Raw genomic sequence first — 22,902 nt, forward strand, 5'->3', positions numbered from 1 at the left:
TTTTAAATCCATGTGAAGTATTTTCAAAGGGTTGTACTTTACTAAATTCTATACCCCTGTAATCAAATGCTCTCGCATATTGAATTTCCTTTGCGATATCAATTCCTATAACTAAAGTTTTTTCTGTAATTGACAAAATCTTTTCATTTTGTGTATAATTCATATTGAGTACCTCCACTGATAATTTTTAATTAGGGATAAACGTTCGAACGTCTTATACCCCGTATTTTATCAGCAGGTGCTCTTTTTTTCAAATTTCATTTTACTTCATAACAGGAATGCTCCTAGTATAATAAAGCCATAGCAAACCTTATCCTAATTCTAAATTAATTTATATCTGAACTATGTGATGTAGTTCTTCTCTTTGATATTGTTCCAACAATTGACACAGCAATAAGTTTATATTTTCATTGTAAAGATATTAACATGCCACTTTCAGTGGAAACACAAAGCATCATATTTTGTTGTATAAAACTAAGTTTTTTTATAACCAAAATAAAATCTAATGCTAGTATAATATTAGTTCTTTATAATGCATGGAAAATTTTATCATAATTAAATAATGAATATAACCTGCTAAAATCAACTATATATGTTTTAATAAAGATACAAATATATGTGTATATGCGTATATTAACCCCAAAAGTCAATAAATAAAAATGTAATGTAGGTCTTTTGATTTTGATAATGCAATATTATTTATGTTTGAATATGTAGAAAAATTTTATAAGAATTTCAATTTTTGTATTTGATATATTCACTGATATCCATTACCTAGTGAATATACATTTTAAGCTTTTATAAAATAAACCTAATTTGATTCCACTTGGATTGCGATATAAATTTCAAACTAAGTTTTAATTTTAATATTTTTCTACATTTTACCATGTAATTTTATGTATTTAAATGTTTTTTTTTCATAATGTATTATATTTTACATTTTATAAAATTTCTTATGTTACATTGTATTTATTGTTTAATTAGTAGTTTTATTGCACCTAACTTTTTATTTAATAACCTCATATGTGAAAAATTCTACATGTTATTCCTTTGATGAAAATGTATTAACTCATAGTCGGACAAATGATTTATATATTCCTCCCAGGCTGCATTATCTAATTTTCTAGACATAGTTTATCCTCCCATCAATAATTTTATGAAATGATTTTATCAATGAGAGGACATTATGTCTAGGTACTTAATTTTTGACGCTCACTTATATTTCCCATAAAAAAACCAATCATTATAGTATTTTATCCCAATTGGTGTTAATGCATTTTAAATAAAGTGCGGACAAAACGGACAAATGACGAAAAAAAGCCTCTTGGATAATCTATCCAAGAGGCTCTTGCGTCAGTTATATCAATGGTGCCGAAGGTGGGAATCGAACCCACACGGTATTACTACCACAGGATTTTGAATCCTGCGCGTCTGCCAGTTCCACCACTCCGGCGCGTTTATTTATCTTACCGACGAAGATTATAATATCATGATTACAGATTTAAGTCAAGCTTATTTCAAAATATTTTTGATTTTTTATTTCAAAACATTTTTATTTTTTTTTCACAATATCTATTGAACATGTAATATTATGAGAATTAGGAGAATTTTTTTCATAATTCTTTCATTATCATGATATAATTAGTAAAATAAGTTACAATGATATTTATTGTTTTTTACGCTAAAAAGCTAAAACGTAAGCAAATTAAAAATTATAAAAAGGATGGTGCTACAATGATTAAACTTTCAAAGGAAATGCATGTTGATGAAAAAAGTAATTTTAGAGATGGGGAGGGGCTTATTTCTTTAACTAGAGTTCTGGAATCTGCACAGTTAAATGATAAATGTGATGTTTATTCTAAAGTTACGCTTCCTGTAGGCTCAAGCATTGGCTATCATGTTCACACTGGCAATACAGAAACTTATTATATACTAAAAGGAACTGCACTTGCCAATGACAATGGTATAGAAAGTGTTCTTGAAGCAGGAGATATGATTTTTACTCCTGATGGCAGTGGTCATGCTATTAAAAACATTGGCAATGTAGATTTAGAGTTTATGGCGCTTGTAATTAGAAGTTAAACTTTTTTTCATTTAAAAACAAAAGTATCTAATTCTTTATTATAAAGAATTAGATACTTTTTTAATAAATTTTAATGTTTTTTAAGTAATTCTCTTGGTATATGACAATACCCATTAGGATTTTTTTCTAAATACTTTTGATGATATATTTCTGCATCAAAAAAGTTTTGTAAAGATTCTATTTCTGTAACTATAGGTCTATCATACTTTAATTGTTCTTTATCCCTTGATGAAAGTATAATAGATAAATCGTCATCTGAATAATAATAAATGCCTGTTCTATATTGAGTACCTTCATCTGGTCCTTGTCTATCCTTTACTGTAGGATCTACTATAATCCAATAAGCTTCTAATAATTTCTCTAAACTTATTATTTTAGAATCATATTTAATATAACAAGCTTCTGCATACCCTGTTTCTTGTTCACACACCATTTCATAAGTAGGATTTTCAAAATTTCCATTTGCATATCCAACCTTAGTTTGTGCTACTCCATCTAATGTTTCAAAATAAGCCTCTACTCCCCAAAAACAGCCACCTGCTAACACAATTTCTCTCATTTTTCCCATCCTTCTCCATTTTATTTGATGTATTTTTAAAACCATAAATTTAATCATTTAATATTAACATTTTAGAAACATTTCTAACACAATAATGTCACATAAGTATATTAATATATAGATAAATAGTTAATAACTATTCCCCCTAAAATTTAATTTATATTTAAACCAGCTCTTAATCAGAAGTGCTGGTTTATTGTTTTGCTCTAATAACTCCTACTGCTTTTCCTATCAAATAAAAGCCTTCTTCCTTTACAATTATAGGTTTGTAATTTTGATTTTCAGGCATCAACATTACTTTTCCATTTTTATTATAAAGTCTTTTAAGAGTAGCATTTCCTTCAATGTTTACTGCCACTATATCATTATGTGTAGCAGATGATATTGTTTGAATCACCACCATATCACGGTCTTGAATATTAGCATTAATCATACTATCTCCTTTTACTTTTAGTATGAAACAATCTTGCATTCCTTTTGTCCAGTATTTAGGCAAAGAAAAGGAGTCCTGTTGTTCTGGTTCCATATATATAGGATCACCTGCCGCAATATTATTAAAAACAGGAATTTGATTTAATTCTTCTTTTCCATACTCTATTTCTTCTTCATCCTCAACTATTAATTCTTCAAAATTACTGCTATCTTTTAAAATATTAAATTCTTTTAAATGTTTGAGATCAAAATATTTAAACCTCTCCAAACTTTCATTGGGAGTAAAAGAGTGTTTTAAAGTATATTTTTTCGATACTCCAGGTAACTCTTCAGTATAAATACGTTTATTTCTTACAATTTTAGAAAATTGATTTTCTTTTTCTTTATTGTTAATATTAATAGAAAAGGTCATTGTTGAATGATCTTCATCATAATAAAGATTTTCAATTAATTCAATTTCAGAAGATGAAAATTTTTCTGTATCATCTACTATTATGTGGACATATTTACTTAAAAATTCACTTTTTTTATTGCTATTCTTTGAAGATAAAGTATTGTTAATATATTTAAGCATATCTTCGTAGTCAATATATCCTTGTTTTTCTAATTCTCTATTGTAATAATTATAAAGAGCTATTACAGCTTCTCTACTACTACTATTTTTTTTAAGGGTTGGCTTTGAATTACCTTTATGTTTCCATCCTTTTCTTGGAGAATCCAAATATTCTTTTACGTTTACCCATGAACTACTTTTTATCCATCTAATTTCGTTAGAAAAAAATTCCCAATTTTCTTTTTTTAATATTTTATTTCTTTTAAAATCTTTTTTTACTTCTTCGATGGCATTTACCATAATTTTCTCAATTTCTTTTCTTTCAATAAGTAGTTCTAGTTTATTATTTTCAACTAAATAATCAAAAAATAATTCAGAAATCACTTTTTCAAAAGTTACAAACTCAATGTTTTCTTCATTTGATAAAAAACCACTCAAAAGTGTATTGAATAATTCATCATTAGACCTACTTATTTTTTTATAACTTCTAACAAAATTTTCTTTATCCATTTGGTTAAACAATATGACCAAAATTTTATCTTTCGGATTTAATATATAATTATTTTTTAAAAATAATATTCTATAACTTAATGAAGTACTTTTACCACTAAATTTTTTGCCTTTAAGTATTTCAGTTGTTTTCCCACTTGGCTTACTTAAAATAAAGGACTTTTGTGATTTACTAGTTTCATAGTATTTATCCATTTAATCACCCCTCATCCTTCCACTAAAACTTTTTTTATTTCTACATAATTTATATTAATTATTCTAACATAAAAACTGCCTCTAAGGGCAGTTTTTTTATTATCTCAACTTTTGTTTTGTAAAATATGCGATACCTAGAGCACCAGGTCCTACATGTACGCCTATTACTGGTCCTATTGGACCTATTTGAATATCTTTTCCTGTTAGATTTTTCAATTTATCTGCTAAGATTTTTGCTTCTTCTTCACAGTTTATATGATGAACAATTGCCTCTCCTAAACCGTATTGTTCTATATCTTTCAAGAATATATCTATAATGGTACTTATAGCTTTTTTTGTTGTTCTAACTTTATTCGCAACTATTACTTCACCTTTGTCCACTGTTAGAATAGGTATAATCTTAAGCACGTTTCCCACTAAAGCACCTGCTTTTCCAATTCTTCCACCCTTTTGTAAATACTTTAAAGAAGCTGGAGAAAATACAAATTTTGCTCGCTCAATTATATTTCTTGTATATTCTATAACTTCTTTAAATGTTTTACCACTTGCAGCTGCTTTTGCTGCTTCTATAACAGCAAATCCAAGTTCCATTGAATTAGAGTTGGATTCTAATAACTCAATTTCTGCGTGAGGAAACTCCTCTAAAACCATATTTTTAACTAAATGAGCTGTTTGAAATGTTCCACTCATTTTAGAAGTAATAAATATTCCTATTACTTTATGTCCCTGTTTAATTTTATCGGCAAAAGCATCAAAAAGTTCTTGAGTTGATGGCTGTGAAGATGTTGGTATATAATCTTCTTTTTCTATTCTTTTATAAAATTCCTTATTAGTAATATCTTCTTCCCTAATGCTTTCATTAGGAAAAATAATATTAAGAGAAGCTATTGTAATGTCATATTTTTTTCTTACATCTTTCTGGATGTATGATGTACTGTCCGTTATAATTTTTATACCCATAATGCCTCCCTGAATAAATAATAAGTTTATTATAAATTATTGAATGCGACACTTTTCATGTCGCATTCTATAGGGAACCCATTGTGAAACTTAATTTATACTTGTTTCAAAAGCTCCGGCTTTTGGGAGTTTTGAGGCATGTATAAATTAATAGTTGAACTGGGATACCTATATAGACATACCCTACGTAAACTTAATCTATTCATGTCAAAAATCTCAGGTATTTGTGAATTTTGGACTTGAATAAATTTATAGTTGAAGTGGTATGTCTATAAGCTTAATTTGTAAATCAACTTATTTTGGATTATTTTTTACTTTTTCAGCCATTTCTCTTCCTAAAACACACAACTTTTCAAATTCTTCATATTTAGGGGTATAAGTAGCTTCAACCGCTTCTCCAACTCTTTCCCATTTAACTTTGTCTGCAAATTTTTCTAAAGTATTTACTCCTCCACCACTCCAAGATTTATTTCCGAAAATAGATAAATATCTATTTTTTAATCCTGAATGCTCTATCTTATTAATTACAGTTTCCATTGCTGGAAAAATTGTAGTATTGTAAGCACAAGATCCTAAAATAACTCCTTTGTATTTCCATATATCACTAATAATATGAGAAACATGTGTTTTTGAAGCATCATAAACTCTTATATTTTTAATGCCTGATTCAGCAATAATTCTAGCTATATACTCTGCCATTTTAGCAGTGTTTCCATACATAGAACCATAAACTATTACCACACCTTCTTCTGCCTCATATCTACTCCATCTGTCATAAAAATCTAGTATAGTTCCAGGCTTATCTCTCCATACTGCACCATGAGTAGGCGCAATCACTCCTATATCTAGTCCGCTTAATTTCTTCAAAGCACGTTGTACCATTGGACTATATGTAGAAACAATATTAGAATAATACCTTCTAATCTCATCCTCATAAAAATCTAAGTTAACTTCATCATCAAAAATAGTTCCATCCAAAGCACCAAAGCCTCCAAAGGCATCCATTGAAAACAAAATTTTATCTGTGGCATCATATGTAACCATAGTTTCAGGCCAATGCACCATAGGAACCATATAAAAACTTAATTTATGGTTTCCTAAATCTAACACGTCTCCTTCTTCTATGACATAATAGTTATCTACTATATCATAAAAACCTTTAATAAAACCAAAAGTTTTTTTGTTTCCAACAATTTTAACATCTGGCCACTCAGCTATAACTGAGGCCATAGAGCTTGAATGGTCTGGCTCCATATGGTTTACAATCAAGTAATCAACTTTTTTTTCTCCAATTATTGCTTTAATATTGTCAATAAATTCACTAGTTTTATTAAATTTAACTGTATCAAGAATTGCAACCTTTTCATCATTTATTATGTAAGAATTATAAGAAACACCTTTTTCAAGAGGCCAATAATTTTCAAATAAATGTGTCTCTCTATCATTAACTCCTATCCAGAATACATCCTTGTTAATGCTCATATTACATCTCAAACTAAACACGTCCTTTTTAAATATTATTATTATTTAAAACTTATTATAAATAAACATAAAATAATTTTAACACAAATCTATACTTATTTTAATATTAAATGAAATTTTTTTCAAAAGTTTAGAAATATTTTGACAAATGAGTGTTGATATAAATCATTGATTCTTGTTTTTTTCTAAGTATTCTCTTAAAATACCCTCTCTAATACCAGAATTGCTTACTATAATTGAATGAATATTAGTAAGTCTTAAGAAAGATAAAAGTATAGCTGCACCGCCTTTAACCACTTCTAAATTACGATCACTTACACCTTTTAATTCTTTAATGTCTTTTACACTTTTGTTTTTAATAAGATCATGAATTTCTTCCACATCTTCTCTACTGAAGTGAAAATTTTCATCCGTCAAAATACAAGAGAACAAATTGTGATTTATAAGTTTAGCCAGATTTTTCATAGTTCCACCTGAACCGATTACCGGAATATCGTTTTTGTTTATAAGCCATTTAATCTTACTAAAATATTCTTTAATCAAAAAAACTTCTAGTTCATCCTCTAATTCATCTGAAATTAAATCCTTAAGTTGAAATCTTTTGGTCATAGTTCTAGCTCCAATAGGAATACTAATAACATCAATTATACTATTTTCTTTAAAATAAATTATCTCTGTGCTTCCTCCACCAATATCAATCAAAATACCTTCGTTTATATCAAGCTCTTCCTTTACTCCTTTGAAAACATAATGAGCTTCTTGTTCTCCTGTTATAATATTAACATCAATATCACAAAGTTTTTTTACTTCGCTCAAAACTTGTTCCTTATTTTTTGCTTTTCTTATTGATTCTGTGGCCACCGCTACAATTTTCTTTACATCTTCATCTCTACAAAGATTGACGAATTTGTCAATGGTTTCTAAAGTTGCATTCATATTTTCTTCGTTTATGCTACCATTTTCGAAGTTTCCCTCTAAGCTTCTAGAACTTCTATACCTAATTTTGTTTATAATCTTTCCATCTTCCATTAAAGAAAAAATGTCTAGCTTTATAGAATTTGACCCAATATCTATAACCCCAACTTTATCCATTATTACCTCCGTGTAGTTTGATTATATTATATACATGAACAGTAAACTTAATATTTAGTTTATATTGATTTCCTTTAATTATATTTGAAAACAGAATACTCTGTAAATATCTTTTTAATTGAAAAACAAAAAAGATTCGCTTTTGCAGAATCTTTTTTATATAATCACCAAAAATTATATCTTATAAATTTCCATTTCAATTTTAAATATACTGGCAAAAATATCATTATAATTCATAGCATCTTTGATTTCAAAATCTATATTTCTATCCGACTGTACTCCTACCTTAAATTTATCATCTAAAATTTCACAACTCACAGCCTTTACACTTTGAGTTGCACTTCTATCCAAACTTTCAGCTATCCTTAACAAAATAGACAGCTTCTTCAAATTTTCAATATCCTTTTTATCTAACATTTTTTTATATTTAAAATATTTCTTTTTTATATCTCCATTTTCTTCTGCATCAATAGCTAAAGCTGTTTGAATTATTTCATTATGATTCATACCATTAATATCTATATTTAAAATTAAATAGGCAGAATGTGCTTTCCTTTTATCATAATTTATATTTATGCCACAATCATGTAAAAAAGCAGCTGATTTAAGAATTCTATCATATTTTTCATCTTCAAATTCACTTATATCTTCTAAAAAATAGTATAAAGCTTTTGTAATCTGATATATTTGATTGGCATGATTTATTTTTAAATTATTATTTATTAAAATATTATTTATAGAAAAGTTTAAAGGATTATTCATAGGAATTTTACTTCCTAAAACTCTTTCATAAATAAGTCCATCTCTTAATCCTTTTCCGCTTATAAGCATATCTTTTGTTTTAAAATACTTCATAGTAGCCACAACCGCTGTTAGTGCTCCTACAATAATATCAACTCTACTTTCAGATAAACCTCTTACATTTTTTCTTTGTAAAAAAGTCTTACTTTTAACTAAATCAAAAATTTCAAATACTTGTTCATTTCCTAACTTGTAATTATGTTCTAGATTCAACATATAGTTTACACGTTTTCTATGAATTTTCCCAATATTCCTTATACTTCCTCCTACTCCTATAAGAATAGGTTCTTTTACGCTTTTCATCCATTTTACAGAGTTCAATTGTTTTATAACGTATTCAGTTATATCCTCTTCTTGTTTCTTTGTTAATTTATCTTTTAAATCAAAATCTCTGGTTATAGTTATAGCCCCAAAAGGAAGGCTAACACTTTCCTTTATTTTTTTATTCTTTATATAAACTATTTCAGTACTTGATCCTCCAATATCCATTAAAATACCATCTTTTGCATCCATGGTATTCATAACCCCTAAATAATCATAGAAAGCTTCCATTTCTCCAGTAAGTACAGTTATTTCTATATCAGTTTCTTTCTTAACTTCAAGTAAAAATTCTTCTTGATTTTTTGCTTTTCTAACAGCTTCTGTGGCTACTGCTTTTATATCATTTACTTCTGACCCAACACATAAGTTTTTAAACATTTTTAAAGTTTCAATAGCCAAAGAAATTTTTTCATCGCTCAAAAATCCTTTTTTATTCATATCTCCTAATCTTACTGATTTTTTTAATACATCTATAATTCTATAATTCGTTTCTTCTTCATATTCACAAATAACTAATGTAAAAGAGTTTGACCCTATATCTATGAATGCTGTTTTTTTCATTTTTATCCACCTTTCCATAAAATAAGTTCAAAATTTATCATATATTATAAAATTATATATCTATTTCCTAGAATAATTCAAGATTTTTTTCTAAATACTCTTTTAAAAGCCCTTCTCTTATGCCTTTTTTAGAGATAATTATTTTTTCACAATTAATTTTTTCCAAAAAACAAGCTAGTATAATAATTCCTCCTTTTATAGTATCTGTTCTTCTTTCTGATAATCCTTTGAATTCTTTTAAATCTTTTATCTTTCTATATTCTATGAAATCATATAAATTTTTTACATCATCATATTTTATATGATATGCATTATCTTTCTTTAAACAAGAATTTAAGTTATGATTAATCATTTTACCAATGTTTTTAATAATTCCACCGGTACCAATCAAATAAATTTCACTTTCATTAAAATCATTGCTTATATCATTAAAATATTTGTTAATTATTTCCTTTTTGATTGAATCAAATGTTCTTTTATCAATAAAATCCTTAATCTCATATTTATTTGTAATTAATCTAGCTCCCATAGGAAAGCTATAACAATCTATTACTCTATTATTTTCAAATGACAAAATTTCAGTACTACTTCCTCCAATATCCATTAAATATCCTTTATTATTAATCAGCTTTTGGTCTACCCCTTTAAAAGCTAATTTAGCTTCTTCTAAACCTGAAATAACTTTCATTTCAATTTGACAAAGAGAATTAATTCTAAAAATTAAGTCTTCTTTATTTTTTGCTTTTCTAACAGCCTCTGTAGCCACAGCTATAATACTTTTAACATTAGAGTTATTACATAAATCAACATAATTTTTTACTACTCTTAGTATTATCGCCATGCCCTCATTAGTTATGTAATTGTTTTGTAGCATATTTTCAATTTTAGCAAAATTTCTCACTTTATTTTTCCTAATCATTTTCCCATCTTTTTTTATTACAAAAATGTCTAGTTTTATAGAATTTGATCCAACATCTATAATAGCTACTTTTTTCATAATTACCTCCCAGATTTTACTTCACTCTTTAATAATAATTTTTCAATGAATTAGGCCATAATATAAACATGTATATTTATATTTACTTTGTTAAGTACTGTTAAGTTTAATCCTTATAACTTTAATTTTTTGTTAAATTATGCTAGAATAAATAATAATATAAACTAATATTTTGTTACTTATATAAATATTATGTGAAGGGAAAGTCTATTATGAATAAATCAAAATATAATCTTATATCAGCCATAGACATAGGTTCTAATCTTATTAGAATGACTATAGCTCAAATAAATGAAGAAAATGAAATTATTATATTAGAAGATTTAAGAGTGTCTACCCTCATAGGCAAAGATACTTTTTCCTTTGGAAAAATTTCCTTTGACACAATTAATAAAACCTGCCATATTTTAAACGGGTTTCGTGATCTCATGGATTCTTATAAGATAGACTGTTATAAAGCAATTTCTACCTCTGGTATTAGAGAAGCTGCAAATAGAGATTTTGTTTTAGAAAAGATTATGTCAAAAACTGGTCTTTCTGTAGAAATAATAAGTGACTCTCAAGAAAGTTTTTTGTTATATAAATCTATATACAGCGATCTTATTAAAATTGAAGATATAAATTCCAAAGGTGCTTTAATTGTATATGTTGGCGCTGGCGGGGTGGAAATTTCAATTTTTACCAAAGGAAAGCTAGTGGTAACTGAATATATCAAAATTGGCTCTTTAAGAATAAAAGAATTATTACAAGATCTAGAAAGTAAAACTTTAGATTTTAATAAAATTATAGAAGAATATGTAGAATCTATTCTCAAACCTTTCTCCAGAGTATTCTCTACTCGTAAGTTAGGTTATTTTATTACTCTTGGAAGTAGTATTAAATATTTGTTATCCGAAGAATTTAGCCATATAGATTTTATTTCTAAAGAATCTTTTTCTACTTTTGTTAATAATTTTAAAAATATATCCGAGAATAGTTTACTTGATAACAGTATCACCAAAGATTCTAGTCCTGAGCTATTGATTCCTTCTTTAATTATTTTTGAAACAATATTAAAAATGTCTTCCTGCGAAAAAGTTTATACCTCTTTATCTCATTCTTTGAGGCATGGAATAATATCTGAGATAAACGACACTATGAGAAATACCGAAAGAAACATTATGCTTTCTCAGGATATAATAAATTCCATAAAATACACTGGCAGAAAATATAAAATCAATTTAGCTCATAGCCGTCAAGTAGAAAAATTATCTCTTTGCATTTTTGATTCTCTTTGTGATACCTTGAACTTGAATAAAAAAGATAAACTTTATCTACATATTGCTGCTATTCTTTGTGAAGTAGGTAAATATTTTGATATAAATGATTCTGGATTGCAATCTTATAATATAATTATGAACGAAAGACTTATTGGAATATCCGACAAAGAAGTGGAGATAATAGCAAATATAGCTTACTATAGTGGTTCACTTATTCCTAGTAACAATCATGACTTCTTTTCTAAATTAAGCTTTGATAAACGAATACTTATTTCTAAATTAGCTGCCATTTTAAAATTGGCTATATCCATGGATTTATCTCGTAAATCAAAAATAGAAAAATTAGATATAGAAGAATACGAAGATCATATTTATTTTTACGCTCATTCTAATTCAGACATACTTATTGAACAATGGGACTTTCAATTAAAAAGCGTGTTTTTTCAAGAAGTAACTGGGTTTATTCCTAAACTCGTTAGAAAGGAGATCTACTAATGCAAAAATTTATTAACCGCGAATTAAGTTGGTTAGAATTCAATGAAAGAGTACTAGAAGAAGCAGAAGACAATTCCAATCCATTGTTAGAAAGATTAAAATTTCTAGCTATTACATCTTCAAATCTAGATGAATTTTTTATGGTAAGAGTAGCAGCATTAAACGATCAAGTTCAAGTTGGTTATAATAAATTGGACCCTTCTGGACTCACTCCCGCCATGCAACTTACTCAAATTTGTACTAAAGTTCATTCACTTGTAAAAAAAGAATATAACACTTATACCAATATTATTTTACCTTTATTCAACCAAAACAATATTCAAATTTTAAAACCTTTAGACTTAAATTCTAAACAATTAAAATACTTAGAAGATTTATTTACTTCATCCATTTATCCAGTATTAACTCCCATGGTTGTAGATAGTTCTAGACCTTTCCCCTTAATATTAAATAAAAGCTTAAACATAGGAGTAGAATTAGATTTTGATGGTCAAACTTCCTTTGCTACTGTTCAAGTTCCTTCTGTTTTAGAAAGATATATAAAACTTCCTTCTATCGACTCAATTCACTATTCTTTTATTCTACTAGAGGATGTTATAAAACTTTTTATGGAAAATCTATTCTTGGGATATAAAATTGAAAGTATGTCTTGCTTCAGAATAACACGTAATGCGGATTTATCTTTTGATGAAGAAGGTGCCGAAGACTTGCTTAAAGAAATACAACAATCTCTACAGCAGAGACGTTGGGGTAATGTGATAAGATTAGAATCTGAAGAATCAATTAGTGATTTTCTTTTAAATACTTTAATTAAAGAAATGGATATTTCTACTGAAAATATCTTCAAAATCAAAAGTTCTTTAGATTTAACTTTTTTAATGAAATTAACTAAAGAAATTCCCAATAAAACCTTGTTATTTGAAGATTTTACCCCTGTAACCTCAAAAGAATTTAAGAATAGCGAAAATATTTTCGATGTTATAAAAAAGAACGATATTCTATTGCATCACCCCTATGAATCCTTTGAACCAGTTATAAAACTTGTTGAAGAAGCTTCAGTTGATCCCACCGTTTTAGCTATAAAACAAACCTTATATAGGGTAAGCGGAGATTCTCCTCTTACGAAAGCTTTAGCAAGAGCTGCTGAGAATGGGAAACAAGTTACTGTTTTATTAGAGTTAAAAGCTAGATTTGATGAACATAATAACATTGAGTGGGCTAAAAAACTTGAAAAAGCAGGTTGTCATGTTATTTATGGTTTAGTTGGTTTAAAAACTCACTGTAAGATATTATTAATAGTTCGTCGTGAAAAAGAAGGTATCACAAGATATGTACATATGGGCACTGGTAATTACAATGATATTACCGCAAAATTTTATACAGACATTGGCTTACTGACTTGCAAACCAAAATACGGTGCAGATGCTTCTGCTATCTTTAATATGCTATCTGGATATTCTAAACTTCACAAATTATTTAAAGTTTATGTAGCTCCTTTATCATTAAGAAACAAATTTTATAAGCTAATTGATAAAGAAATAGAACATGCTAAGAATGGTAAAAAAGCATCTATAATCGCTAAAATGAACTCTTTAACTGATAAAGAGATTATAGAAAAACTATATGAGGCTAGTGCTGCTGGAGTGAAAATAAAACTTATTATTAGAGGTATATGTTGCTTAATTCCAGGGAAGAAAGATTTAAGTGAATCTATTCAAGTTATAAGTGTTGTGGGAAGATTTTTAGAGCATAGTAGAGTTTTTTATTTCTATAATGATGGCAAAAAAGACATATATTTATCTTCTGCTGATTGGATGCATAGAAATTTAAGTAGAAGAGTAGAATTATTATTTCCAATTGAAGATCCTAATTTAAAAAATAGAATAAATAATTATTTGGAAATATATTTAAAAGATAATGTGAAAGCTCGTAAAATGACTTTAGATGGTAGCTATCATAAAGTTTCAAATAAACAAGATGATAAAATTAATAGTCAAGAATCATTCCACAAACTTTCGAAAAAAGGAAAATAATTTAAGCTACTGCTAAGAAGCAGTAGCTTAAATTATTGGGTCATTATATTCTTCTTCTTTTTTTGCTTCCATTTTATTTCTAATTTCACTTATTTGTTCTTGATCTAAACGTGTCTCATTAACAATTTGTCGAACACTCATTCCTTGTTGTAGGCAAGCTCTTACTTTTTCTACTGCAAGTTCATACTCACCTTTATTAAATCCTTTTCTTGTCAAACCAATCACATCCTTTCTGTAATTAGCTTAACCTTTATTGCTTAATACTATTCTTTTAAAATTCTCATAGAATTTAATACCGCAAGCAAAGCCACTCCAACATCTGCAAAAATAGCAATCCACATAGATGTTCTACCAAATGCAGCTAATAACAATACAAGTAATTTAATTCCTATAGAAAAAATTATATTCTGCATAACTATAATTCTAGTTGTTTTAGCTATTTGCAAAGCTTTTGCAATTTTATTCATATCATCATCCATTATAACAACATCTGCGGCTTCAATAGCCGCATCAGATCCTATTCCACCCATAGCAACACCTATGTCAGCCCTAGCAAGTACTGGCGCATCATTTATTCCATCACCAACAAAAATAATTTTTTCATTTTTCATCATACTATTTTTTATATTTTCAATTGATTTTACCTTATCTGCTGGAAGTAAACTATGAAATACATTTTTAATATTTAATTTTTCAGCAAAATACATTGCATTTCCTTGGTTATCACCAGTAATCATAGTTAAATTTTTAATACCCATTCTATTTAATTCTTCAATAGATTTTTTTGATTCTTTCTTTGCTTCATCATTAATTGTTAAATAACCAATAAAGGCCTTGTCCATACCAACATAAATATGTGTTCCTATATTTGTAATATTAGTTACTTCCATTCCCAATTCTTCTATTAATATTTTATTGCCCACTATTATAGTTTTTGTGTTATTTTCTTCTTTTATAGTTACTTTGATTCCCATACCAGCAATCTCTTCATAACTTAATACTTCAATATCCTTTAGATTTAATTTATTTTCATTCACAATAGCTTTAGCTATAGGATGTTGTGAATTACTTTCTGCAATAGCTGCATATTTCAATACATCTTCTTTTGTGAATTCACTAGTACTTTCAACATTTTGTACCACAAAAATTCCTTTTGTTAAAGTACCTGTTTTATCAAAAGCTATAGCTTTTACATTGTATAAAGCTTCTAAATAGTTACTTCCTTTAATCAAAATACCATTCTTAGATGCTAGTCCAAGTCCTGCAAAATAACCAAGTGGAATTGATATGACTAAAGCACAAGGACAAGATACAACAAGAAAAATAGCTGCTGTATAAATCCATTCTGAAAATGTCCCATTATTAAATATAAAAGGAGGTACAATAGCTAATATTACCGCCACAATAACAACAACAGGAGTGTATATTTTCGCAAATTTTGTGATGAATTTTTCTGTTTTCCCTTTACTATTAGAAGCATTCTCTACTAAATCTAATATTTTTGAAACTGTGGATTCCCCAAATACTTTTGTAACTTTTATTTTTAACAATCCATTCAAATTTATAGAACCACTATATACTTCACTATCAATACAAACATCAACAGGTAAAGATTCTCCTGTCAAAGCTGAGGTATTCAAAGAAGCTTTTCCTTCAACAATAATTCCATCTAAAGGGATTTTTTCGCCTGTTCTTACTTCTATAATATCTCCTATATTAACCTTATCTGGATCAACCTTATAAGAAATCCCGCTCATATATAAGTTTGCATAATCTGGCCTAATATCCATTATATCAGAAATCGATTTTCTAGATCTTTCTACTGCAGCATCCTGAAATAGTTCTCCTATTCTATAAAAAATCATTACCGCTACCGCTTCTGGATATTCTCCTATAAAAAAAGCAGCTAAAGTTGCTATAACCATAAGAAAATTTTCATCCAATAATTCTCCACTTTTTATCCCAGTAAAAGCACTTTGAATAATTGTTCCACCTATAATAGCATAAGATAACAAATAAAATATTAAAGCATATTTATTATCCCCATTTATCAATGCCAAAGCAAATATAGCTAGTCCAACCATTAAAACAATAAAATCTTTTTTATTTATATGCTGAGCTATAGTTATTTTGTTTTTATCCTCTTTTTTCTTAACTGATTTATCCAATAATTCTACCTTAACTCCTCGTTCAGTATTATCAACTATTATTCTAACTTGTTCTACCACTTCATCTTTATTGGTGTTTTTAGTATCCACCGTTAGTATAGACCTGGCAAAATTTAAATTTACATTCTCAATTCCAGCCAAGGTTTTCACCTTATTTTCAATTTTTCCTGCACAAGATGCACAATTTAATCCTTGTAATGTAATCTCAACTTTGTTTTTCATCCCGTTTTCCCCTCTTTTTATTATCTGACATTATTTCATTATTCTATTATGTGATCCAATCCTTGATTGATGATATTTCCAACATGGGCATCATCTAATGAATAGTATACGCTTTTACCTTCTTTTCTGTACTTAACTAATCTTGCTGCTCTTAAAACTCTTAACTGATGTGAAACTGCCGATTGCTGCATTTCCAGTAAATATGCTATATCACATACACACATTTCATTTAACAAAAGTGCATTTAATATTTTAATTCTGGTGGAATCTCCAAAAACTTTAAAAAAATCTGCTAAGTTTTTACACTTATCTTCATCAATCAAATCTTTTTTAACTTTATTAACTACTGATAAATGAACCACATTACATTTACACTTATCTAGCATTTCCTCTTTATTTTTCAAACAATCACTCCTTTCATATGAATAACTGCTCATATGTTTATTTAATAATACATCTTTTTTTTATTTTTGTAAATATATTATTTATTTTTATTTTGCTTAAAAGAGAATATTTTTTTCTTTTTTACAAAAAGTATATTGTATAAGTAAAAATCAAAAAAATTTCCACGTTTCTAGGAGTTTTCGACACTTATAAATTAATAGTTGAACTGGGATACCTATACTTTTAACTAAAATAAAATTAAATAAAGGAGATTAATCATGTATAATGCACCTCATTCACCAAAAAAAGCTACAAAAAAAAATAATGATAATAAATCAGACAGATTAAATCCAAACTCTAAAAGCTATGAAATGACACAAAAAGGTATGGTTAATAGAGTAGATGCACCGAATAATACTACTAAGAATAATAAAAGTAAATAATAAACTAAAATTTGATGAATAATTCTTTACTTTACGCTAATACTAACTATTGTAAAATTCAACATACAAAGGAGATAATATATGGCTAAGCAAGGAACTAAAAGACCTTCTGCTGAAGAAAATCAAAAGGGTCAATTTAATAAAAAACACAAAGGAAAAAATCCTAAGATGGTTCAAGAAACAAAATAATTTTATTCTCAAAATGACCAGTATTTGCTGGTCATTTTAATTTTTCCTAACACTTATTTTAAAAGCAATTATAATTATGGTATAATTCTATAGGGTTCCCATTGTGAAACTTAATTTATACTTGTTTCAAAAGCTCCATTTTTTGGGAGTTTTGAGGCATGTATAAATTAATAGTTGAACTGGGATACCTATAAATTCAAATCATAATAAAGGAGAATACTTATGAAAAGCGTTTTTATAGATACAGAAACAACTGGAATTAATCCTGGTAAAATAGTTCAATTGACTTATATAATAGAAGAAAATAAAGTTTTTACTGAAGCTAAGAATTTCTTTTTTATGATTGAAGATGGAGAGATGGAAGCTGGTGCTGAAAAAGTTCATGGCTTTAGTGTGGACAAACTGGTCACTCTTTCTAAAGGAAGAATATTTGAGGATTCAATAGATGAAATAATCGAGGACTTAACTGATTGTATTTTTATTGCTCATAATGTTAAGTTTGATAAAAAGTTTGTAGATGCCGAACTTAAAAGGCTTAACTTAAAATTGCCTTTCAATAAAGAATTTTGTACAATGAAATATTTTAAAGACATTGTAGAACTTCCTTCAAGAGATGGAAGAGGTTTTAAAAATCCAAAACTATCAGAAGTGGTTAAGTATTACAATTTAGACTCTAATGATATTCTAAAAACCACAAAGAAACTATTTCATACCAACGAAGTTTCTTTCCATGATGCAAGATTCGATACCACCGCTATGTATATGTGTTGTTTATTATCTCAAAATAGGCCAATGCTTGTAATAGAAGAATATGACCAAACAAATCTTTTTTAATCTTGCTTTTGGGTAAAATGTATTCAATTACAAACTGTGCTATTCAGTCATCTTTTTTTGAGTTGCTTGGATAGCATTCTATTTATAGCTTAATTATCATTTGTAAATATACCTATGAAAACTCTTTCCTTTAAAAATGAGCTTTTTATCAAGTATGTAAATTTCTAATTTTTAAGAATTACCTCTTGCAAATCCGAAGTTTTTTTGGTAATATATATTCATACCCATAGAAAAGGTTTTCTAGGTTGATTTATACCCATCTCACTTTCACAAAATCATTTTTTTGGACAATACCCCCATTATTATGTATTTGTGTAGAAAACCTTTTCCTTTTTGTTTTTATTTATTATATTTGAGTATACTATAGGTATATCACTGTGAAACTTAATATTATCTTGTTAGTCTTCCACCTTATGTGGGATAAAATATATACTAATTTTTAAGGGGGATATTATGAATATTAATTTTGAAATTGAAAGATTAATTCAATATGCTTTACATACTAACTTAATAACTGAGAGTGATAAAATATATTCTCGAAATAGAGTTTTATCTATATTAAATTTAGACAGTAGTGAAGAAGTTACAGTTGACTTAAACTCTGAATATAATCTTTCTGATATTTTAGATAACATACTTAATTGGAGCTTTGAAAATAATCTTTTAGAAAGTAATTCTCCAGTTTATAGAGATTTATTGGATGCTGAAATTATGAATTGTTTTATGCCAAGACCTTCAGAAGTTATTAATACTTTTAATGTAAAATACTCTTCAAACCCTGAATCCGCTACTGATTATTTCTATAATTTAAGCATAGCTTCAAATTATATTAGAAAAGATAGAATTGACAAAAATATTGTCTGGAAGGCTCCAACTGAATATGGAGAGTTAGATATTACAATAAATCTATCAAAGCCTGAAAAAGATCCCAAAGCAATTGCTGCCGCTAAAAATATGAAGTCAACCTCTTATCCTTTATGCTTATTGTGTAAAGAAAATGAAGGTTATAAAGGCCGTGTAAATCACCCTTCAAGAGGTAATCATAGAATTATACCTATTGAGCTAACAAAAACCCAGTGGTTTATACAATATTCCCCATATGTGTATTATAATGAACACTGTATTGTTTTCAAAGGTGCTCATGAACCAATGATAATAAATAAATCATCTTTCGATAGATTACTAGAATTCACTGAATTATTTCCTCATTACTTTGTAGGTTCTAATGCAGATTTGCCAATAGTTGGTGGTTCAATTTTATCTCATGACCATTTTCAAGGTGGCCATTATACTTTTGCAATGGAAACTGCTCCAATAGAAAGAAAAGTTGAACTTAAAAGTTTTCCAACTATAGAAGCTGGAATTGTAAAATGGCCAATGTCTGTTTTAAGAATAAGTTCTGAAAATAGAGAACTTTTATCTGAAGCTGCTGGCATTATTTTAAATAAATGGAGAGCATATAGCGATGAATCAGTAGATGTTTTGGCATTTACAAACGAAACTCCTCACAATACAATAACTCCAATAGCTAGAAGAAGAGGAAATCTCTACGAACTAGACTTAGTACTTAGAAATAATAGAACTAGTGATGAACATCCCCTTGGAATTTTCCATCCTCATGATGAAGTTCACCACATAAAAAAAGAAAATATAGGATTAATAGAAGTAATGGGTCTTGCGGTTTTACCTGCTAGACTTGAAACTGAATTAAGTGATTTATCTGCTTACCTCATTGACAAAGAATTAATTCTAGAAGATGAAGAATTATTAAAACATGCTTCGTGGCTTTCATTATTAAGAGAAAAATATACTGTTTCTTCTGAAAAGGAAGCTATGGATGTTCTAAAAAAAGAAGTGGGTAAAAAATTCATGACTGTTTTAGAACATGCTGGTGTTTATAAAAGAGATGAAAAAGGCGAAAATGCTTTTGTAAAATTTGTGGAATCAATAAAATAGATGCTATAAAAATTCAAAAAATCCTAACTATTTATTTAGTTAGGATTTTCTTTTAATTGTATTTTAATTCATCATTGAGAAAAATTGTGAACTAACTCGTAGGGGGCGGTTCCCACGCCGCTCCGCTATGCCTATAAATCACATATATAATATTGATAAAAAATACAAAATACAGAAAGTAGTATAATATTTTCATTACGATTTTACTGTAATTGTAATTTTATTAGGAAACAGCAGGCGGGCATGGAAACCCGCCCCTACAAATAGTTTCTTCGTCTTTTAACTTTAATATCCTTTAAATCAAATAATCATCACAACCAAAAATACTATCAAGACTATGGCAAATATAAAAATAGAATAATTAACGCTGTTAAAGGTAGTTCTTGCTTTCTTAACTCCCTCTTTTATATTTACAATTAATTTTTCTTCCCCTTCTAATATGTGTGTGATATATTCCACATCTTTTTCTGAATATAAGTTTTTGTTCATTTCAGAAAAATTTAATTTTACGTTTAGGTTTTTTCCAACCATTTTTTTTACTTTACTATACCCTCTTTTACTCATATCAATTTCTTTTTCACCAATTAATTCAACTGCATTTGAAGTTAATAAAGCTATAGTTGTTAAGCTTTCATCAACTATTTTAAGTAGTATTGATGAAACGATGATGATTGCTCTTCCCAAGGGTCTATATACATGTACATTTAAGTTAAACCAATTAAGAGCTATATTTTCGTAGTACCAATGAATTCCCTGTCCTTTTCTTAAAACTTTTCTAACAAAAATATAATAAATAACGACTCCTAATGAAATGGTAATTAAAGAGCTTTTTATATTTTCAAAATTATAAAATTCAAATTTTTCTAGTTTATGAATCTCATCAAAGGAATAAGTAACTTTATCTAGTATATTCATTATAAATTGTGGATTTAAACCTATAAATATAATCAATCCACCTAAAATAATCATTGGCATTAAAGCCCTCTTTGTTATTTTAGCTTTTATATTTTCAATATCATGATCACTTTCTTCTACAAAAACTGCAATAAATATTTTCATCAAATAAGCTACCGTAAAAGCTGAACTAATGATAAACACAGCCTCACCTAAATAAAACAATCCCCCATATATATGAGTTGCTTCACTTAAAGCATGATGTAGCAAAGTTTTACTAGCAAAACCTGAAAATCCTGGCAACCCAATAATAGCGCATAATCCAATAAAAAACACCATTTTTAATCTTTTTTGTTTTATTCCGAATCCACCTATTTTATTTATACTTAATTCATGAAGCACCATATAAACCAAACCTGCCCCTAAAAAAAGAAGTACTTTGTAAATAGCGTGATTTATAATATGAAATATACTTCCATATAAAGCAATAGCTTTATGCTCTCCTAAAAAACCCATTAAAGCTATACCAACTAATATATACCCCATTTGGCTCATTGAACTATAAGCCAAAATCCGCTTGATATTTCTTTGGAAAATAGCTAGTAAACCACCTGTAAACATAGTTATAAATCCTAATATCAATACAACCGTGGAAACTACTAAATCTCCTTCTAACATAAACTCAGTTATAATAAGTATGCCATATATTCCTGTTTTAAGTAGTATTCCTGATAGTATTGCTGAAGCTGGTGCTGGTGATGCCGGATGAGCTTTCGGCAACCAAACATGTAATGGAAACATTCCAGCTTTTACTCCAAATCCAAATATCATAAGTCCAGATATTAAATACTTAACACTTCCTATTTCCTGAAACTTATAATGAATTTCACTTATTACCAATGTGCCAGTGTAATCATAAACCAAGAATAATCCCATAAGAAGAACAAGTCCCCCTATTACTGCCATGGTTATATAAGTGTCTCCAGCATCATGAGCATAAACATCTTCATCATGAATAACTAATGGATAAGTAGTTAAAGACATAATTTCGAAAAATGTGAATAAATTTAGCAAATTCTCTGATAAAAATATTCCTATTGTACTCCACAGGGTTAACATAAAGAATAAATAGTATCTATTTCTATTTTTATAACTAATTAAATATTGAGTTGAATATATAGTTACTAAAAACCAAATAAAACTTGTTAACCACACAAAAACATATCTAAATACATCAACCTTTAAATAAAGCCCTGTCCCCATTATATAATCCACTTTAATCTCTACAGGAGAAACAGTTACAAACTTCCATAAAGCCATAACAGCTGCAAATGTGATTCCTGTCATTAAAACATTAAAAATATCTCTATATTTTTCATTTCTTAGTCCAATTAAAAATCCTATAGCAGACCCAAACAGTGGAAATATCATTATAAAAATCAATAAACTTATTTCATTCATGTCATCACCTCTCTTAAT

The 22,902-nt window shown here is 27.8% G+C and carries 17 protein-coding genes, 1 tRNA gene and 1 pseudogene; 6 read left to right on the forward strand and 13 right to left on the reverse strand.

Features of this window, described 5'->3' with window-relative positions; translation table 11 throughout:
* Both BUB83_RS22430 and BUB83_RS08540 read right to left on the reverse strand, forming a co-directional pair.
* Positions 1–163: pseudogene (locus BUB83_RS22430) on the reverse strand (IS110 family RNA-guided transposase); the annotation flags it as partial.
* Between the two features lie 1,203 nt (positions 164–1,366).
* Positions 1,367–1,453, reverse strand: a tRNA-Leu gene (locus BUB83_RS08540).
* Between the two features lie 281 nt (positions 1,454–1,734).
* On the opposite strand from BUB83_RS08540, the gene BUB83_RS08545 reads away from it, so the two are divergent.
* A complete protein-coding gene (locus BUB83_RS08545) occupies positions 1,735–2,082 on the forward strand; it encodes a cupin domain-containing protein (RefSeq protein WP_084133472.1) in 348 nt (115 codons plus the stop codon).
* A gap of 71 nt (positions 2,083–2,153) precedes the next feature.
* Here BUB83_RS08545 and msrA read toward each other — a convergent pair whose 3' ends face one another.
* The 7 genes from msrA to BUB83_RS08580 all read right to left on the reverse strand — a co-directional run bounded on the left by msrA (position 2,154) and on the right by BUB83_RS08580 (position 10,546).
* A complete protein-coding gene (gene msrA, locus BUB83_RS08550; RefSeq protein ID WP_073338045.1) occupies positions 2,154–2,642 on the reverse strand; it encodes a peptide-methionine (S)-S-oxide reductase MsrA in 489 nt (162 codons plus the stop codon).
* A 193-nt stretch (positions 2,643–2,835) separates the two neighbouring features.
* A complete protein-coding gene (locus tag BUB83_RS08555; protein ID WP_073338046.1) occupies positions 2,836–4,332 on the reverse strand; it encodes a LexA family protein in 1,497 nt (498 codons plus the stop codon).
* Positions 4,333–4,431: 99 nt separating this feature from the next.
* Positions 4,432–5,292, reverse strand: coding sequence for a DegV family protein (locus tag BUB83_RS08560; RefSeq protein WP_073338047.1), 861 nt, complete (start codon positions 5,290–5,292; stop codon positions 4,432–4,434).
* A gap of 294 nt (positions 5,293–5,586) precedes the next feature.
* Entirely contained in the window at positions 5,587–6,774 is a 1,188-nt protein-coding gene (locus BUB83_RS08565) for an FprA family A-type flavoprotein (protein ID WP_073338174.1), read from the reverse strand.
* Between the two features lie 165 nt (positions 6,775–6,939).
* The gene (locus tag BUB83_RS08570; RefSeq protein WP_073338048.1) at positions 6,940–7,866 is read right to left on the reverse strand and encodes a Ppx/GppA phosphatase family protein; all 927 of its coding nucleotides are present in this window, start codon (positions 7,864–7,866) and stop codon (positions 6,940–6,942) included.
* A gap of 174 nt (positions 7,867–8,040) precedes the next feature.
* Entirely contained in the window at positions 8,041–9,549 is a 1,509-nt protein-coding gene (locus BUB83_RS08575; protein ID WP_159434064.1) for a Ppx/GppA phosphatase family protein, read from the reverse strand.
* 67 nt (positions 9,550–9,616) lie between these two features.
* Positions 9,617–10,546 carry a Ppx/GppA phosphatase family protein gene (locus BUB83_RS08580; RefSeq protein ID WP_073338050.1) on the reverse strand — a complete coding sequence of 310 codons (930 nt, stop codon included), beginning with the start codon at positions 10,544–10,546 and terminating at the stop codon, positions 9,617–9,619.
* 212 nt (positions 10,547–10,758) lie between these two features.
* Between BUB83_RS08580 and BUB83_RS08585 the strand changes: the two genes are divergently transcribed.
* Entirely contained in the window at positions 10,759–12,300 is a 1,542-nt protein-coding gene (locus tag BUB83_RS08585; protein ID WP_073338051.1) for a Ppx/GppA phosphatase family protein, read from the forward strand.
* A complete protein-coding gene (locus BUB83_RS08590) occupies positions 12,300–14,333 on the forward strand; it encodes an RNA degradosome polyphosphate kinase (RefSeq protein WP_073338052.1) in 2,034 nt (677 codons plus the stop codon). The genes BUB83_RS08585 and BUB83_RS08590 overlap by 1 nt, the downstream gene beginning before the upstream one ends.
* 27 nt (positions 14,334–14,360) lie before the next feature.
* Here the strand turns inward: BUB83_RS08590 and BUB83_RS08595 are convergent, their stop codons facing one another.
* From BUB83_RS08595 to BUB83_RS08605, 3 genes are read right to left on the reverse strand one after another with little or no spacing between them, the layout of a single operon-like run.
* Positions 14,361–14,549: a hypothetical protein gene (locus BUB83_RS08595; protein ID WP_073338053.1), complete on the reverse strand. Its 189-nt coding sequence runs from the start codon at positions 14,547–14,549 to the stop codon at positions 14,361–14,363.
* 47 nt (positions 14,550–14,596) lie between these two features.
* Positions 14,597–16,723 (reverse strand): heavy metal translocating P-type ATPase, encoded by a 2,127-nt coding sequence (locus BUB83_RS08600; protein WP_073338054.1) that lies wholly within the window; start codon positions 16,721–16,723, stop codon positions 14,597–14,599.
* 38 nt (positions 16,724–16,761) lie between these two features.
* Positions 16,762–17,160 carry an ArsR/SmtB family transcription factor gene (locus BUB83_RS08605; RefSeq protein ID WP_073338055.1) on the reverse strand — a complete coding sequence of 133 codons (399 nt, stop codon included), beginning with the start codon at positions 17,158–17,160 and terminating at the stop codon, positions 16,762–16,764.
* Positions 17,161–17,385: 225 nt separating this feature from the next.
* Between BUB83_RS08605 and BUB83_RS21895 the strand changes: the two genes are divergently transcribed.
* The 3 genes from BUB83_RS21895 to galT all read left to right on the forward strand — a co-directional run bounded on the left by BUB83_RS21895 (position 17,386) and on the right by galT (position 20,529).
* Positions 17,386–17,550, forward strand: a complete 165-nt coding sequence (locus BUB83_RS21895) for a hypothetical protein (RefSeq protein WP_159434065.1) — start codon at positions 17,386–17,388, stop codon at positions 17,548–17,550.
* A gap of 411 nt (positions 17,551–17,961) precedes the next feature.
* Positions 17,962–18,573, forward strand: a complete 612-nt coding sequence (locus BUB83_RS08610) for a 3'-5' exonuclease (protein ID WP_073338056.1) — start codon at positions 17,962–17,964, stop codon at positions 18,571–18,573.
* Positions 18,574–19,026: 453 nt separating this feature from the next.
* Positions 19,027–20,529, forward strand: coding sequence for a UDP-glucose--hexose-1-phosphate uridylyltransferase (gene galT, locus BUB83_RS08615; protein ID WP_200801456.1), 1,503 nt, complete (start codon positions 19,027–19,029; stop codon positions 20,527–20,529).
* 300 nt (positions 20,530–20,829) lie between these two features.
* Here the strand turns inward: galT and BUB83_RS08620 are convergent, their stop codons facing one another.
* Entirely contained in the window at positions 20,830–22,884 is a 2,055-nt protein-coding gene (locus tag BUB83_RS08620) for a complex I subunit 5 family protein (protein ID WP_073338058.1), read from the reverse strand.
* Positions 22,885–22,902: the final 18 nt, after the last annotated feature.

The organism is Clostridium grantii DSM 8605 (assembly GCF_900129965.1).
Classification (GTDB): Bacteria; Bacillota; Clostridia; order Clostridiales; family Clostridiaceae; genus Clostridium_AF; species Clostridium_AF grantii.

Bases quoted from the DNA above. Each gene is read 5' to 3' on its own strand.
- BUB83_RS08545 (WP_084133472.1), top strand. From the start codon at position 1,735: ATGATTAAACTTTCAAAGGAAATGCATGTTGATGAAAAAAGTAATTTT.
- BUB83_RS08570 (WP_073338048.1), bottom strand. From the start codon at position 7,866: ATGGATAAAGTTGGGGTTATAGATATTGGGTCAAATTCTATAAAGCTA.
- BUB83_RS21895 (WP_159434065.1), top strand. From the start codon at position 17,386: ATGTATAATGCACCTCATTCACCAAAAAAAGCTACAAAAAAAAATAAT.
- BUB83_RS08620 (WP_073338058.1), bottom strand. From the start codon at position 22,884: ATGAATGAAATAAGTTTATTGATTTTTATAATGATATTTCCACTGTTT.
- BUB83_RS08605 (WP_073338055.1), bottom strand. From the start codon at position 17,160: ATGAGCAGTTATTCATATGAAAGGAGTGATTGTTTGAAAAATAAAGAG.
- BUB83_RS08555 (WP_073338046.1), bottom strand. From the start codon at position 4,332: ATGGATAAATACTATGAAACTAGTAAATCACAAAAGTCCTTTATTTTA.
- BUB83_RS08610 (WP_073338056.1), top strand. From the start codon at position 17,962: ATGAAAAGCGTTTTTATAGATACAGAAACAACTGGAATTAATCCTGGT.
- BUB83_RS08575 (WP_159434064.1), bottom strand. From the start codon at position 9,549: ATGAAAAAAACAGCATTCATAGATATAGGGTCAAACTCTTTTACATTA.
- BUB83_RS08585 (WP_073338051.1), top strand. From the start codon at position 10,759: ATGAATAAATCAAAATATAATCTTATATCAGCCATAGACATAGGTTCT.
- BUB83_RS08590 (WP_073338052.1), top strand. From the start codon at position 12,300: ATGCAAAAATTTATTAACCGCGAATTAAGTTGGTTAGAATTCAATGAA.
- BUB83_RS08600 (WP_073338054.1), bottom strand. From the start codon at position 16,723: ATGAAAAACAAAGTTGAGATTACATTACAAGGATTAAATTGTGCATCT.
- BUB83_RS08580 (WP_073338050.1), bottom strand. From the start codon at position 10,546: ATGAAAAAAGTAGCTATTATAGATGTTGGATCAAATTCTATAAAACTA.
- msrA (WP_073338045.1), bottom strand. From the start codon at position 2,642: ATGAGAGAAATTGTGTTAGCAGGTGGCTGTTTTTGGGGAGTAGAGGCT.
- galT (WP_200801456.1), top strand. From the start codon at position 19,027: ATGAATATTAATTTTGAAATTGAAAGATTAATTCAATATGCTTTACAT.
- BUB83_RS08560 (WP_073338047.1), bottom strand. From the start codon at position 5,292: ATGGGTATAAAAATTATAACGGACAGTACATCATACATCCAGAAAGAT.
- BUB83_RS08565 (WP_073338174.1), bottom strand. From the start codon at position 6,774: ATGAGCATTAACAAGGATGTATTCTGGATAGGAGTTAATGATAGAGAG.